12 protein-coding genes are annotated in these 14,393 nt (G+C 57.9%); 9 read left to right on the forward strand and 3 right to left on the reverse strand.

Annotated elements, in window-relative coordinates; all coding sequences use genetic code 11:
* The first annotated feature begins 5 nt into the window (after window positions 1-5).
* Together argB and argH are read left to right on the forward strand one after the other, a co-directional pair.
* Window positions 6-782: an acetylglutamate kinase gene (gene argB, locus V1587_RS02225; protein WP_090420882.1), complete on the forward strand. Its 777-nt coding sequence runs from the start codon at window positions 6-8 to the stop codon at window positions 780-782.
* A 105-nt stretch (window positions 783-887) separates the two neighbouring features.
* A complete protein-coding gene (argH, locus tag V1587_RS02230) occupies window positions 888-2,261 on the forward strand; it encodes an argininosuccinate lyase (protein ID WP_371899669.1) in 1,374 nt (457 codons plus the stop codon).
* 55 nt (window positions 2,262-2,316) lie between these two features.
* On the opposite strand, the gene V1587_RS02235 is transcribed toward argH, so the two are convergent.
* Both V1587_RS02235 and metB read right to left on the reverse strand, forming a co-directional pair.
* Window positions 2,317-4,749: a bifunctional aspartate kinase/homoserine dehydrogenase II gene (locus V1587_RS02235; protein ID WP_395314494.1), complete on the reverse strand. Its 2,433-nt coding sequence runs from the start codon at window positions 4,747-4,749 to the stop codon at window positions 2,317-2,319.
* A gap of 2 nt (window positions 4,750-4,751) precedes the next feature.
* Window positions 4,752-5,912, reverse strand: coding sequence for a cystathionine gamma-synthase (gene metB / locus V1587_RS02240; protein WP_371899667.1), 1,161 nt, complete (start codon window positions 5,910-5,912; stop codon window positions 4,752-4,754).
* 276 nt (window positions 5,913-6,188) lie between these two features.
* On the opposite strand from metB, the gene metJ reads away from it, so the two are divergent.
* Window positions 6,189-6,506, forward strand: a complete 318-nt coding sequence (metJ, locus tag V1587_RS02245) for a met regulon transcriptional regulator MetJ (protein WP_015966498.1) — start codon at window positions 6,189-6,191, stop codon at window positions 6,504-6,506.
* Window positions 6,507-6,554: 48 nt separating this feature from the next.
* Here the strand turns inward: metJ and rpmE are convergent, their stop codons facing one another.
* On the reverse strand, window positions 6,555-6,767 hold the full coding sequence (gene rpmE, locus V1587_RS02250; protein WP_230353288.1) for a 50S ribosomal protein L31: 213 nt from the start codon (window positions 6,765-6,767) through the stop codon (window positions 6,555-6,557).
* A 200-nt stretch (window positions 6,768-6,967) separates the two neighbouring features.
* Here rpmE and priA point away from each other — a divergent pair, with 200 nt between their 5' ends.
* The 6 genes from priA (at window position 6,968) to menA (ending at window position 14,358) form a co-directional block, all read left to right on the forward strand.
* Entirely contained in the window at window positions 6,968-9,163 is a 2,196-nt protein-coding gene (gene priA, locus V1587_RS02255; RefSeq protein ID WP_371899666.1) for a primosomal protein N', read from the forward strand.
* Window positions 9,164-9,282: 119 nt separating this feature from the next.
* Window positions 9,283-10,308 carry a DNA-binding transcriptional regulator CytR gene (gene cytR / locus V1587_RS02260; protein WP_023309683.1) on the forward strand — a complete coding sequence of 342 codons (1,026 nt, stop codon included), beginning with the start codon at window positions 9,283-9,285 and terminating at the stop codon, window positions 10,306-10,308.
* A 93-nt stretch (window positions 10,309-10,401) separates the two neighbouring features.
* Window positions 10,402-11,400, forward strand: a complete 999-nt coding sequence (gene ftsN, locus V1587_RS02265; protein ID WP_029739194.1) for a cell division protein FtsN — start codon at window positions 10,402-10,404, stop codon at window positions 11,398-11,400.
* A 94-nt stretch (window positions 11,401-11,494) separates the two neighbouring features.
* Complete coding sequence (hslV, locus tag V1587_RS02270; RefSeq protein WP_008501802.1) at window positions 11,495-12,025, forward strand: ATP-dependent protease subunit HslV; 531 nt, start codon at window positions 11,495-11,497, stop codon at window positions 12,023-12,025.
* Window positions 12,026-12,034: 9 nt separating this feature from the next.
* Entirely contained in the window at window positions 12,035-13,369 is a 1,335-nt protein-coding gene (hslU, locus tag V1587_RS02275) for an HslU--HslV peptidase ATPase subunit (protein ID WP_023309685.1), read from the forward strand.
* A gap of 68 nt (window positions 13,370-13,437) precedes the next feature.
* A complete protein-coding gene (gene menA, locus V1587_RS02280; RefSeq protein ID WP_371899665.1) occupies window positions 13,438-14,358 on the forward strand; it encodes a 1,4-dihydroxy-2-naphthoate polyprenyltransferase in 921 nt (306 codons plus the stop codon).
* The last annotated feature ends 35 nt before the right edge of the window (window positions 14,359-14,393 follow it).

Below are 14,393 nucleotides of genomic sequence, written 5' to 3' on the forward strand. Positions count from 1 at the left end.
GTGTGATGATGAACCCATTAATTATCAAACTCGGTGGTGTACTGCTGGACAGCGAAGAAGCGCTGGAGCGTCTGTTTACCGCGCTGGTGAACTATCGCGAATCACATCAACGTCCGCTGGTGATTGTGCACGGCGGTGGCTGCGTGGTGGATGAGCTGATGAAAGGGCTCAACCTGCCGGTGAAAAAGAAGAACGGCCTGCGCGTGACGCCTGCTGACCAGATTGACATCATTACCGGCGCGCTTGCGGGTACGGCGAACAAAACGCTGCTGGCGTGGGCGAAAAAACACCACATTGCGTCCGTTGGCCTCTATCTGGGCGATGGCGACAGCGTAAAAGTGACCCAGCTCGACGAAGAGCTCGGCCACGTTGGACTGGCGCAGCCAGGTTCGCCTAAGCTGATTAATACGCTGCTGGAAGGAGGATTCCTGCCGGTGGTGAGCTCTATCGGGGTGACCGAAGAGGGCGAGCTGATGAACGTCAACGCTGACCAGGCGGCAACCGCGCTGGCGGCAACGCTGGGCGCGGACCTGATCCTGCTCTCCGACGTGAGCGGCATTCTGGACGGCAAAGGCCAACGCATTGCGGAAATGACGGCTGAGAAAGCCGAGCAGCTGATTGCGCAGGGCATCATCACCGACGGCATGATCGTCAAAGTAAACGCCGCGCTGGATGCCGCACGCACGCTGGGCCGCCCGGTGGATATCGCCTCCTGGCGTCACGCGGAGCAACTGCCGGCGCTGTTTAACGGCACGCCGATTGGCACGCGTATTCTGGCTTAAGATTCTGTGCCGGATGGCGCTTCGCTTATCCGGCCTACGTGAATTTTGTAGGCCCGGTGGCGCTACGCTTACCGGGCAAAAATATCATCATTAAGGAAATTCGTTATGGCACTTTGGGGTGGGCGTTTTACACAGGCAGCGGATCAGCGGTTCAAACAGTTCAACGACTCTTTGCGCTTCGACTACCGCCTGGCCGAACAGGATATTGTCGGCTCTGTGGCCTGGTCCAAAGCGCTGGTGACGGTGGGCGTATTGACCCCAGAGGAACAGCTGCAGCTGGAAGAGGCGCTGAACAATCTGCTGGAAGAAGTGCGTCTGGATCCGCAGCAAATTCTGCAGAGCGATGCCGAAGATATTCACAGCTGGGTGGAAGGCAAACTTATCGACAAAGTCGGCCAGTTGGGTAAAAAGCTGCACACCGGGCGCAGCCGTAACGACCAGGTCGCCACCGACCTGAAGCTGTGGTGTAAAGATACCGTCGGCGAACTGCTGGCGGCCAACCGTCAGCTGCAGACCGCGCTGGTGGAAACCGCGCAGAACAACCAGGACGCGGTGATGCCGGGTTATACCCACCTGCAGCGCGCCCAGCCGGTGACCTTCGCGCACTGGTGTCTGGCCTACGTTGAGATGCTGGCGCGTGACGAAAGCCGTCTGCAGGATACCCTGAAGCGTCTGGACGTCAGCCCGCTGGGCAGCGGCGCGCTGGCCGGCACGGCGTATGAAATCGACCGCGAACAGCTGGCAGGCTGGCTGGGCTTTGCCTCCGCCACCCGTAACAGCCTGGACAGCGTCTCTGACCGCGACCACGTGCTGGAGCTGCTCTCTAATGCTTCTATCGGGATGGTGCACCTGTCGCGCTTTGCGGAAGACCTGATCTTCTTTAACTCTGGCGAAGCGGGCTTCGTCGAGCTGTCCGACCGCGTGACCTCAGGCTCATCCCTGATGCCGCAGAAGAAAAACCCGGACGCCCTGGAGCTGATCCGCGGCAAATGTGGCCGCGTGCAGGGCGCGCTGACCGGCATGATGATGACCCTGAAAGGGCTGCCGCTGGCGTATAACAAAGACATGCAGGAAGACAAAGAGGGGCTGTTCGACGCGCTCGACACCTGGCTGGACTGTCTGCATATGGGCGCGCTGGTGCTGGACGGCATTCAGGTGAAGCGCCCGCGCTGTCAGGAAGCGGCGCAGCAGGGCTATGCGAACTCTACCGAACTGGCGGATTATCTTGTGGCGAAAGGCGTACCTTTCCGCGAAGCGCACCACATTGTGGGTGAAGCGGTGGTGGAAGCTATTCGTCATGGTAAACCGCTGGAAGATCTGGCGCTGGCCGACCTGCAGAAGTTTAGCGCGGTTATCGGAGATGATGTGTATCCGATTCTTGCGCTGCAGTCCTGCCTGGATAAACGTGCCGCGAAAGGCGGCGTGTCGCCGAAGCAGGTGGCGCAGGCGATTGCGGATGCGAAAAACCGTTTGGTTTAATCTGTCCTGACTGGTGCCCTCTCCCACTGTGCGGGGAGAGGGTTAGTGTGAGAGATTACAGCAGCTTAGCCAGACGGTTGATGTCGGACTGAATGGCTCCAGCGGTGACATCGCGGCCCGCGCCAGGACCGCGGATCACCAGCGGGTTATCGCGATACCAGCGGCTTTCGATGGCGAAGACGTTATCACACGGCAGCAGTGCCGCCAGTGGATGTTCAGGACGCACCGCCTCGACGCCGACTCGCGCTTTTCCGTTAGCCTCGAAACGCGCCACATAGCGCAGTACCAGCCCCATCTCGTTCGCCGCCTCCAGACGCTGTACCATCTGCTCGTTCAGCTCTTCACCATTTTCAAAGAAATGGTCCACAGAACCTTCTTCACAGCCGGCAGGCACCAGCGATTCTACGCGTACGGAATCCGGTTCAATGTCGTAACCGGCTTCACGCGCCAGGATCACCAGCTTGCGCATCACGTCTTTACCGGAGAGGTCAACGCGCGGGTCGGGCTCGGTTAAGCCCTGCTGCCAAGCCTGATCCACCAGTTCGGTGAACGGTACGGTGCCGTCAAACTGCAGGAACAGCCAGGAGAGCGTACCGGAGAAGATACCGCTCAGCGCCAGAATGCTGTCGCCGCTTTCAATCAGGTCGCGCACGGTGTGGTTTACCGGCAGGCCTGCACCCACGGTGGCGTTATAGAGCCAGTGGCGCCCCGTTTTTTCGAACGCGTCGTGGATTTGACGATATTTGTCGGTGCTGCTTGCTCCCGCCAGCTTGTTGGCGCTGATGACGTGGAAACCGTGGCTGGCGAAATCAAGGTACTGATCGGCAAGCTGTTCGCTGGCGGTCACGTCCAGCACCACCAGGTCATCGTAAGGGTGCGCGCGCATCCACAGGAACAGCGACTCTTCATCCTGCTCGACGGCTTCATCATTAAAGAAGGCAAGCGCGCGGCTGGCGTCCAGCCCTTCGTAGTTCAGCAGGCTGCGGCGGCTGTCCACCACGCCAGCGAGAATGAATTCAAACCCGGTGCGCGCCGAGAGCGTCACCTGTTCGCGGGCAAACAGCTCCAGCCAGCGGGAACCGATGTTGCCTTTCCCGAACAACACCAGGCCGATGCGTTTTTCCGCGCGGAACAGGGAGGTGTGCAGACCCTGAATCAGGCTCTCGGTTGGTCCTTTGCGCAGGACGGCGACCAGGCTGATACCCTCTTCCGACTGCCAGGTGAATTCCACCGGCTGGCCTTTCAGCTGCTGCCAGAAGCGGTGGCAGTGCAGCGGGTTTCGGGTGACGCCCGCGCCCACCATCGCCACCAGCGCCAGCCCCTGACGCAGTCGAAGCTCGCCCGGCAGGCCCGCTTCATCCAGAATTTTCAGCGCGCTGTCAGCCACTTCAGCGGTATAGCAGAACTGCAGCAGCTGACGATCGTTATGCACGCCAACGGCCAGCGGACGCACCTGGGCGCGTTTCAGGATCGTGTCGATATCTTTATGCGCCAGCTTGAAGTCCTGGCCCGCAGGCACCTGGAATTCAATCAGGCAGATATCGTCGTGGCTGGTGACAATACGCGCCCCGGTACCGGACGCCAGCACGCGCTCAATGCGAGTGGAGCCTTGATCCGGGGTATAGCTGCAGCGCAGCTGGAGGTCGATATCGCTGCCGGAAACCGGCTGCAGCGTGCGCGCATGAAGTACCGGCGCGGCCAGACGCGCCAGCTCGCTGGCTTCGTCGAGACGCAGCAGCGGCAGCAGACAGGCATCTTTCACTTTACGCGGGTCCGCGCTGTAAACACCGGCCACGTCGCTCCAGATGGTGACGCGGGACACGCCCGCCAGGGCACCGATTTGCGTTGCCGAGTAGTCCGAACCGTTACGGCCCAGCAGCACGGTTTCACCCGCGTTGCTGCGGCTGATAAAGCCAGTCACCACAATGCGCTTGCCCGGATGCTGCACCAGCAGTTGTTGCAGCAGCGGGTAGGACAGGCCTTCATCCACCTGCGGCTGCGCGGCGCGTTCGGCGCGCAGGAAATCACGCGCATCGAGCCAGGCCGCTTCCACGCCCAGGTGTTGCAGAACCGCAGCCATCAGGCGCGCGGACCACACTTCACCGTGGCCCACCACTTCGGCATACACCGCGTCGGTAATCCCGCTATCCAGCAGGGCGGCCAGACGCTCAAGGTCATGCGTGAAGGCGCTAATCAGCCCGTCCGCCACGTCCGCAGGCAGCAGGCCGGCAATCAGCTCGCTCTGGTAACGGCGTAAGGACTGTTGCACCTGATGCGCAGAAAGGCGATCGGTCTGGCTCAGTTTCAGCCAGCTAATCAACTGGTTGGTGGTGCTGCCCGCCGCCGAGACAACCATCATGTCACCCGGCTGTGAATATTCCGTCATGATCCCTGCGACACGCAGGTAACATTTCACATCAGCAAGACTACTACCACCAAACTTGTGCAGCTGACGACCCTTCGCCCCTGCCTGCGCTATCACACTCATGATTACCCCTTGGCTGCGATCCGGAAGGCATTTTCCAGATCGGCAATTAAATCTTCAGAATCTTCAATGCCGGTTGAGATACGCAGCAGCGTCTCAGAAATTCCGGCGGCGGCACGTGCTTCCGGTGCCATACCTGCGTGCGTCATGGTCGCGGCGTGGGAGATCAAGCTTTCAACCCCACCTAATGATTCCGCCAGCGTAAACAATGACAGCCCGCTCAGGAAGCGACGCAGCGTTTGCTCGTCACCGTCCAGTTCAAAACTTAACATCGCGCCAAAGCCTTTCTGCTGACGCGCGGCAATCTCGTGCCCCTGATTTTCCGGCAGCGACGGGTGATAAAGCTTTTTCACCAGCGGCTGGGTTTGCAGAAAATCGACAATCGCCTGGGCATTGCGCTGCGCCACGTCCATGCGCGGCGACAGCGTGCGGATGCCGCGCAACAGCAGATAGCTGTCGAAGGCCCCCGCGGTGACGCCAATATTATTGGCCCACCATGCCAGTTCGGTGACAACTTCAGGATCTTTGGCAATCACCACGCCCGCCACCACATCAGAATGGCCGTTCAGATATTTAGTGCATGAATGCAATACCAGATCGGCACCCAGTGCGAGTGGATTCTGAAGGGCCGGACTGAGGAACGTATTATCCACTACACTTATCGCTCCCGCATCCCTTGCGAGCTGACAAATTTTCGCAATATCGACAACGCGCAGCAATGGATTGCTTGGACTTTCCACCAGAACCAGCTTCGGTTTCTCGGCCAGGGCCTGTTTCAACGCCTGTTCGTCGTTTTGATCGACAAACAGCACGCGATAGCAGCCGCGTTTCGCCAGGCTATCAAACAGGCGATAGCTGCCGCCGTAGCAATCGTGTGGCGCAACCAGCAGGTCACCAGGCTTCAGGAACACGGTGGTCACCAGGTGAATGGCGGACATCCCCGTGTTGGTTAATACGGCGCCTGCGCCACCTTCCAGCTCGGCCAGCGCTCGCTGGGTCACGTCACGCGTAGGGTTGCCGCGGCGCGAGTAATCATGCGCGCGGGGTTCATTAAATCCGGTGAAATTGTAGGTACTGGAAAGATGAATAGGCGGGACAACGCAGCCGTACTGCTCGTCATCATTTAATCCGCTACGCACTGCGATAGTGGCCTGTTTACGCGTCATGGTGAGGGCTTCCTGGCGAATGAGGTGAAAAGTCAGGCACCAGAGTAAACATTGAAAGTATGGACGTCAATACATCTGGACATCTAAACTTCTTTGCGTATAGATTGAGCAATGCGCAAATAGCCGTTAAAATTATATGCTTTAGTGCACGCTGCAGCGGCAATATCCGTGCCACGGTATCGTCTCTACGGTAAACTAGACAAGATTGCGGTTCAAAACGGGTGGTTACAGGTTTTGCACCTTTAAATAAATGACTGAGAGGATTAAAGGTATCTCATGGCTGAATGGAGCGGCGAATATATCAGCCCATACGCTGAGCACGGTAAGAAGAGTGAGCAAGTAAAGAAAATTACGGTTTCCATTCCTCTGAAGGTGTTGAAGATCCTCACCGATGAACGCACGCGTCGTCAGGTGAACAACCTGCGCCACGCGACCAATAGCGAACTGCTGTGCGAAGCGTTTCTGCATGCGTTTACCGGTCAACCGTTGCCGAACGATGAAGATCTGCGCAAAGAGCGCAGTGATGAAATCCCGGAGGAGGCGAAGGTGATCATGCGTGAACTGGGTATTGACCCGGAGACGTGGGAATACTGAGAAGCGGATACAAAAAAGGCACCTTGCGGTGCCTTTTTTTCGGGAAACTTATTTAGCGCCCGGGATGCTGAAACGCTTGTTGAAGCGGTCAACACGGCCACCGGTTGCAACATCACGCTGCTTACCAGTGTAGAACGGGTGGCATTTGCCGCACACGTCCAGGTTCAGATCGTGACCCACGGTAGAGCGGATCTGGATAGTGTTACCGCAAGAACAGTTTGCAGTAATCATTTCGTATTTCGGGTGAATATCTTTTTTCATGGGAGAACCTCAGTTAAGGCCGCGTCGCTCTTCCAGCCCTAACGCCAGACACCACGCGATGTTGATTGTAAGTTCTTTGGCGTAAAGTACACCAAAGGCGGAGAATCATACAGAATTTGACCAACGTATGCAAACTGATCCGCACGCCGCTTTTACTAATGTGTATACTAACGCGCCACTTTTCAAGTCAGGAAGATTCGATGCCCGTCGCTCACGTTGCCCTGCCCGTTCCGCTTCCCCGCACCTTTGACTATCTGCTGCCAGACAGTATGAGCGCCAAAGCGGGCTGCCGCGTAACCGTGCCGTTTGGCAAACAGCAGCGCGTGGGGATCGTTGTCTCCGTCAGCGATAAAAGCGAGCTGCCGCTTAACGAACTGAAATCGGTCGTTGAGGTGCTGGACAGCGAGCCTGTTTACTCCACCAGCACCTGGCGACTGCTGCTGTGGGCGGCAGATTATTATCATCATCCGATTGGCGACGTCCTTTTCCACGCCCTGCCAATGATGCTGCGTCAGGGCAAAAGCGCCAGCCACGCGCCGATGTGGTACTGGTTTGCCACGGAGGAAGGCCAGGCCGTCGACATCAACAGCCTGAAGCGCTCGCAGAAACAGCAGCAGGCGCTGGCGGCGCTGCGTCAGGGGAAAATCTGGCGGCATCAGGTCGACGAGCTTGAGGTCAGCGAAACGGCGCTACAGGCATTGAGAAAGAAAGGGCTGAGCGAACTGGCCAGCGAAGCGCCCGCTCTTTACGACTGGCGGAAGAGTTTCTCCGTTTCAGGGGATCGCCTGCGTCTGAATACCGAGCAGGCCACCGCCGTGGGTGCGATTCATAGCGCCTCCGATCATTTCTCTGCCTGGCTGCTGGCAGGGGTGACGGGTTCCGGCAAAACTGAGGTCTACCTGAGCGTGCTGGAAAACGTGCTCGCGCAGGGCAAACAGGCGCTGGTGATGGTGCCGGAAATTGGCCTGACGCCGCAAACCATCGCCCGATTTCGCGAGCGCTTTAACGCGCCGGTTGAGGTGCTGCACTCCGGCCTGAACGACAGCGAGCGCCTCAGCGCCTGGCTGAAAGCGAAAAACGGCGAAGCGGCGATTGTGATTGGCACCCGTTCGTCGCTGTTCACGCCGTTTAAAAATCTTGGCGTAATCGTGATCGACGAAGAGCACGACAGCTCCTATAAACAGCAGGAAGGCTGGCGCTATCACGCCCGCGATCTGGCCGTCTACCGCGCGCACAGCGAGCAAATTCCCATTATTCTCGGCTCCGCCACGCCGGCGCTCGAAACCCTGCACAACGTTCGCCAGCGTAAATACCACATGCTGCGCCTGACGCGCCGCGCGGGGAACGCCCGTCCGGCCATTCAGCACGTGCTGGATCTGAAAGGTCAGCAGGTCCAGGCGGGGCTGGCGCCCGCGCTTATCACCCGCATGCGCCAGCATTTGCAGGCGGGGAATCAGGTCATTCTCTTCCTCAACCGTCGCGGATTTGCCCCCGCTCTGCTGTGCCACGACTGCGGCTGGATTGCCGAGTGCCCGCGCTGCGATCACTACTATACCTTCCACCAGGCCCAGCGGCATTTGCGCTGCCACCACTGCGACAGCCAGCGTCCGGTGCCGCGCCAGTGCCCGTCATGTGGTTCAACGCATATTGTGCCGGTGGGTCTGGGAACGGAACAGCTGGAACAGGCACTTGGGCCCTTCTTCCCGGACGTGCCTATTTCGCGTATTGACCGGGACACCACCAGCCGCAAAGGCGCGCTTGAACAGCAGCTGGCGGAAGTGCATCGCGGTGGCGCGCGCATCCTGATTGGCACCCAGATGCTTGCCAAAGGCCACCACTTCCCGGACGTGACGCTGGTCGCCCTGCTGGACGTGGACGGCGCGCTGTTCTCGGCAGATTTTCGCTCAGCCGAACGTTTCGCTCAGCTTTATACCCAGGTGGCAGGACGCGCCGGGCGCGCCGGTAAACAGGGCGAAGTGGTGCTGCAAACGCACCACCCGGAGCACCCGCTGCTGCAAACCCTTCTGCACAAAGGCTATGACGCCTTTGCCGAGCAGGCGCTGGCGGAACGCCAGACCATGCAGCTACCGCCGTGGACCAGCCACGTCATCATCCGCGCGGAGGATCACAACAACCAGCAGGCGCCTCTTTTCCTGCAGCAGCTGAGAAACCTCCTGCAGGCCAGCCCGCTGGTGGATAATCAGCTGTGGATTCTGGGCCCGGTGCCGGCTCTCGCGCCAAAGCGCGGCGGACGTTTCCGCTGGCAGATTTTGCTCCAGCACCCCTCACGTGTTCGCCTGCAGCATATCGTCAGCGGCACGCTGGCGCTCATCAACACGCTGCCGGAAGCGCGAAAAGTGAAGTGGGTACTGGACGTCGATCCCATCGAAGGCTGAAGACGGATCGAAAAATTTAACGCTCCTCACACTTTTTATGAAAATTCTGTAACCGATTCCATTAACTATCTGTAAAAATGGTGATGTCAGAAGTTCGGTGTTCAGGCGAGGAGAAGACGTTGAAGTCCAGGAAAGAGGTCGCACCGGCGACCATGAAAGACGTTGCCCAGAAAGCACAAGTCTCTACGGCAACGGTATCCCGCGCATTAATGAACCCGGATAAAGTCTCCCAGGCGACCCGTAACCGGGTGGAGCAGGCTGCGCTTGAAGTGGGCTATTTCCCACAGGCGATGGGGCGTAACGTCAAACGCAACGAGTCGCGCACCATCCTGGTGATTGTGCCGGACATCTGTGACCCTTTCTTCAGCGAGATTATCCGCGGTATTGAAGTCACCGCGGCGGAACAGGGTTACCTGGTGCTGATCGGCGACTGCGCTCACCAGAACCAGCAGGAAAAAACCTTCATCGATCTCATTATCACCAAGCAGATCGACGGCATGCTGCTGCTTGGCTCTCGTCTGCCGTTTGATGCCAGCATTGAAGAGCAGCGTAATTTACCGCCGATGGTCATGGCCAACGAATTTGCGCCTGAGCTGGAGCTGCCGACTGTCCACATTGATAACCTCACCGCCGCGTTCAACGCCGTAAACTATCTCCAGGAACTGGGGCACAAGCGCATCGGCTGTATTGCCGGGCCGGAAGAGATGCCGCTGTGTCACTACCGTTTGCAGGGCTACGTTCAGGCGCTGCGCCGTACCGGCGTCACCGTCGATCCACACTACATTGCACGCGGTGATTTTACCTTCGCAGCGGGCGGACAGGCGCTGGAGAAACTTCTGGACCTGCCTGAGCCACCAACCGCCGTATTTTGTCACAGCGACGTGATGGCGCTGGGCGCATTATCGTATGCCAAACGCCGCGGTCTTCGCATACCGAAAGATTTATCGATCATCGGTTTCGACAATATTTCGCTTTCGGAATTTTGCGATCCGCCGCTCTCAACGGTCGCTCAGCCGCGCTACCAAATCGGCCGCGAAGCGATGCTGCTTCTGCTGGATCAGCTTCACGGTCAAACAGTTAGCAGCGGCTCAAGGTTGCTGGACTGCGAACTGATCGTCCGCGGCACTACCCAGGCATTGACTTAAAGTAAACGTCTTTCGGATACCCTTATCTGGTCAAAGCCCCGCCGCTTAAGTAACATGGCGGACTGACGAACGAATAAATACAGCGAAACGATAGTGGCACAACGAGATTATGTACGTCGCGGCCAGCCGGCACCTTCGCGACGCAAAAAGAGTAGCTCAAGGAAAAAGCAACGTAACCTGCCTGCTGTCTCGCCAGCAATGGTCGCTATTGCTGCGGCTGTAGTCGTCGCCTTTATTGGTGGCCTGTACTTTATCACGCACCATAAAAAAGAAGAGTCTGAGGCTCTTCAGGCCAGTAAAGTTGCCGGAAATGGTCTTCCTCCGAAGCCTGAAGAGCGCTGGCGCTATATCAAAGAGCTGGAAAGCCGTCAGCCTGGGGTGCGTGCGCCAACCGAACCTTCTGCGGGTGGTGAAGTACAGAATGCGAATCAGTTGACGGATGAACAGCGTCAGTTGCTGGCCCAAATGCAGGCCGATATGCGCCAGCAGCCTACGCAGCTGAACGAAGTGCCGTGGAATGAACAGACGCCGGCGCAGCGTCAGCAAACGCTGCAGCGACGTCAGGCGCAACAGCAGATCCAGCAGCAACAACAGCAGCAGCAATGGGCGCAAACCCAGCCGGTGCAGCAGCCGAAAGCACAGCCGCGGGTAACTGAACAGCCATATCAACAGCAGACGCGTACGGTGCAGTCTCAGCCTGTCCAGCAGCAGCCAAAAACTCAGCCGCAGAAACAGGCGGCTCAGCCGTATCAGGATCTGCTCCAGACGCCAGCGCATACCACCGCGCAGCAGCCGAAAACGCAGCAGGCCGCGCCGGTAACGAAAGAGACCGAAGCGCCGAAGCAGACGGCTGAGAAAAAAGACGAGCGCCGCTGGATGGTACAGTGCGGTTCGTTCAAAGGTGCCGAGCAGGCGGAAACGGTACGTGCTCAGCTGGCCTTTGAAGGGTTTGATTCGCGTATTACCACCAACAACGGCTGGAATCGCGTGGTGATTGGTCCGGTCAAAGGCAAAGAAAATGCCGATGGCACCATTTCGCGTTTGAAAATCGCCGGTCACACAAACTGCATTCGACTCGCCTCCGGGGGTTGAAACCCCCAAAATCCCCCCCATCTATCATTTAATTCAGCCCTGGGCACAGGCTCAGGGCTTCTGTTTCCCGATTCTGTAACCAGGGGGTCTGCTCGTGACAACAATAGTAAGTGTACGCCGTAACGGCCATGTGGTAATCGCCGGTGATGGCCAGGCCACGCTGGGTAATACCGTCATGAAAGGCAACGTGAAGAAAGTGCGCCGTCTCTACAACGACAAAGTGATCGCCGGTTTTGCAGGCGGCACGGCGGATGCCTTCACGCTGTTTGAACTGTTTGAACGCAAACTGGAAATGCACCAGGGTCATCTGGTGAAAGCTGCCGTGGAGCTGGCAAAAGACTGGCGTACCGACCGCATGCTGCGCAAGCTCGAAGCGCTGCTGGCCGTGGCCGATGAAACCGCTTCGCTTATCATCACCGGTAACGGTGACGTGATTCAGCCGGAAAATGACCTGATTGCTATCGGCTCTGGCGGCCCTTATGCCCAGGCTGCTGCCCGCGCGCTGTTGGAAAATACCGACATGAACGCGCGTGATATCGCGGTGAAGGCGTTGGATATTGCAGGTGATATCTGCATCTATACCAACCACAACCACACCATCGAAGAATTGACCTCCAAAGCGTAAGGATCTCCCATGTCTGAAATGACCCCACGCGAAATTGTCAGCGAACTGAACAAACACATTATTGGCCAGGATAACGCCAAGCGCTCCGTGGCTATCGCCCTGCGTAACCGCTGGCGTCGTATGCAGCTTGATGAAGAGCTGCGCCACGAAGTCACGCCGAAAAACATTCTGATGATCGGCCCGACCGGCGTCGGTAAAACCGAAATCGCCCGTCGTCTGGCGAAACTGGCTAACGCGCCGTTCATCAAAGTTGAAGCCACCAAGTTCACCGAAGTGGGCTACGTGGGTAAAGAAGTGGACTCCATCATCCGCGATCTGACCGACTCGGCGATCAAAATGGTGCGCGTCCAGGCGATTGAGAAAAACCGCTATCGCGCGGAAGAGATGGCCGAAGAGCGCATTCTCGACGTGCTGATCCCACCGGCAAAAAACAACTGGGGCCAGGCAGAACAGCAGGCAGAACCGTCTGCTGCACGTCAGGCGTTCCGCAAAAAACTGCGTGAAGGCCAGCTGGATGACAAAGAGATTGAGATCGATCTCGCTGCCGCGCCAATGGGTGTGGAAATCATGGCGCCTCCGGGCATGGAAGAGATGACCAGCCAGCTGCAGTCCATGTTCCAGAACCTGGGCGGCCAGAAGCAGAAAGCGCGTAAGCTGAAAATCAAAGACGCGATGAAGCTGCTGATTGAAGAAGAAGCGGCGAAGCTGGTGAACCCGGAAGAGCTGAAGCAGGACGCTATCGACGCGGTTGAGCAGCACGGCATCGTGTTTATCGACGAAATCGACAAAATTTGTAAGCGCGGCGGCAACAGCTCCGGCCCGGACGTGTCACGCGAAGGCGTTCAGCGCGACCTGCTGCCGCTGGTTGAAGGCTGCACCGTCTCCACCAAGCACGGCATGGTGAAAACGGACCACATCCTGTTTATCGCTTCAGGTGCTTTCCAGGTAGCCAGCCCGTCGGATCTGATCCCAGAACTGCAGGGGCGTCTGCCTATCCGCGTTGAGCTGCAGGCGCTGACCACCGAAGATTTCGAACGTATCCTGACTGAGCCAAACGCCTCTGCTACCGTACAGTACAAAGCGCTGATGGCGACCGAAGGCGTGAACCTCGAGTTCACCGAAGATGGTATCAAACGTATTGCCCAGGCTGCATGGCAGGTGAACGAAACCACCGAAAACATCGGTGCGCGTCGTCTGCATACCGTGCTGGAACGCCTGGTGGAAGATATCTCTTACGACGCGAGCGATCTGAACGGTCAAACCGTTACCATTGACGCAGAATATGTGAGTAAACATCTGGATGCGTTAGTGGCAGATGAAGATCTGAGCCGTTTTATCCTATAATCGCGGTTACTGGATTCTCATCACGTTTAATGGGGGCTAATGCCCCCATTTTTATTGGCTAAATACTTATGACTGACATCAGCCGTACGCAGGCGTGGCTCGAAAGTCTGCGCCCTAAAACACTCCCTCTGGCCTTTGCCGCGATTATCGTTGGCACGGCGCTTGCCTGGTGGCAGGGTTATTTCGATCCGCTGGTCGCCGCGCTGGCATTGATTACCGCCGGCCTGCTGCAAATTCTCTCCAACCTCGCCAACGACTACGGCGACGCGGTGAAAGGCAGCGACAAACCTGACCGTATCGGGCCGCTGCGTGGAATGCAAAAAGGGGTGATTACCCAGGCGCAGATGAAGCGCGCGCTGATTATCACCGTGGTGCTGATCTGTTTATCCGGCCTGGCGCTGGTAACGGTGGCGTCTAAGACTACCAGTGATTTCATTGGCTTCCTGGTGCTGGGTTTACTGGCCATTATCGCGGCAATCACCTACACCGTCGGCACACGACCTTACGGTTATATTGGGCTCGGGGATATCTCCGTACTGGTGTTCTTCGGCTGGCTGAGCGTGATGGGAAGCTGGTACCTGCAAGCGCATACGGTGATCCCTGCCCTGTTCCTGCCCGCGACCGCCTGCGGTCTGCTGGCGACGGCGGTGCTCAACATCAACAACCTGCGCGACATCGACAGCGATCGCGAGAACGGCAAAAATACCCTGGCGGTCCGTCTGGGGCCGGTCAATGCCCGCCGCTATCATGCCTGCCTGCTCATTGGCGCGCTGGTTTGTCTGGCGCTGTTTAACCTGATTTCCTTGCAGAGCGTGTGGGGCTGGCTGTTTGTGCTTGCCGCGCCGCTGCTGATTAAGCAGGCCCGCTTTGTGATGCGTGAACTCAGCCCGTCCGCCATGCCGCCAATGCTGGAGCGCACGGTAAAAGGCGCGCTGCTGACTAACCTGTTGTTCGTCATCGGGATTGTCTTAAGCCAGACGCTGCGTTAGCTGACAAATATCAATTAACAATTGATGATTTTGCC

This window comes from Enterobacter sp. ECC-249, assembly GCF_043965265.1.
In the GTDB taxonomy this organism is placed as follows: Bacteria; Pseudomonadota; Gammaproteobacteria; order Enterobacterales; family Enterobacteriaceae; genus Enterobacter; species Enterobacter quasiroggenkampii.

Excerpts from the sequence above, each read along its gene's own strand:
- metJ (WP_015966498.1), top strand. The coding sequence starts at position 6,189 with ATGGCTGAATGGAGCGGCGAATATATCAGCCCATACGCTGAGCACGGT.
- V1587_RS02235 (WP_395314494.1), bottom strand. The coding sequence starts at position 4,749 with ATGAGTGTGATAGCGCAGGCAGGGGCGAAGGGTCGTCAGCTGCACAAG.
- menA (WP_371899665.1), top strand. The coding sequence starts at position 13,438 with ATGACTGACATCAGCCGTACGCAGGCGTGGCTCGAAAGTCTGCGCCCT.
- priA (WP_371899666.1), top strand. The coding sequence starts at position 6,968 with ATGCCCGTCGCTCACGTTGCCCTGCCCGTTCCGCTTCCCCGCACCTTT.
- argB (WP_090420882.1), top strand. The coding sequence starts at position 6 with ATGATGAACCCATTAATTATCAAACTCGGTGGTGTACTGCTGGACAGC.
- metB (WP_371899667.1), bottom strand. The coding sequence starts at position 5,912 with ATGACGCGTAAACAGGCCACTATCGCAGTGCGTAGCGGATTAAATGAT.
- argH (WP_371899669.1), top strand. The coding sequence starts at position 888 with ATGGCACTTTGGGGTGGGCGTTTTACACAGGCAGCGGATCAGCGGTTC.
- rpmE (WP_230353288.1), bottom strand. The coding sequence starts at position 6,767 with ATGAAAAAAGATATTCACCCGAAATACGAAATGATTACTGCAAACTGT.
- hslU (WP_023309685.1), top strand. The coding sequence starts at position 12,035 with ATGTCTGAAATGACCCCACGCGAAATTGTCAGCGAACTGAACAAACAC.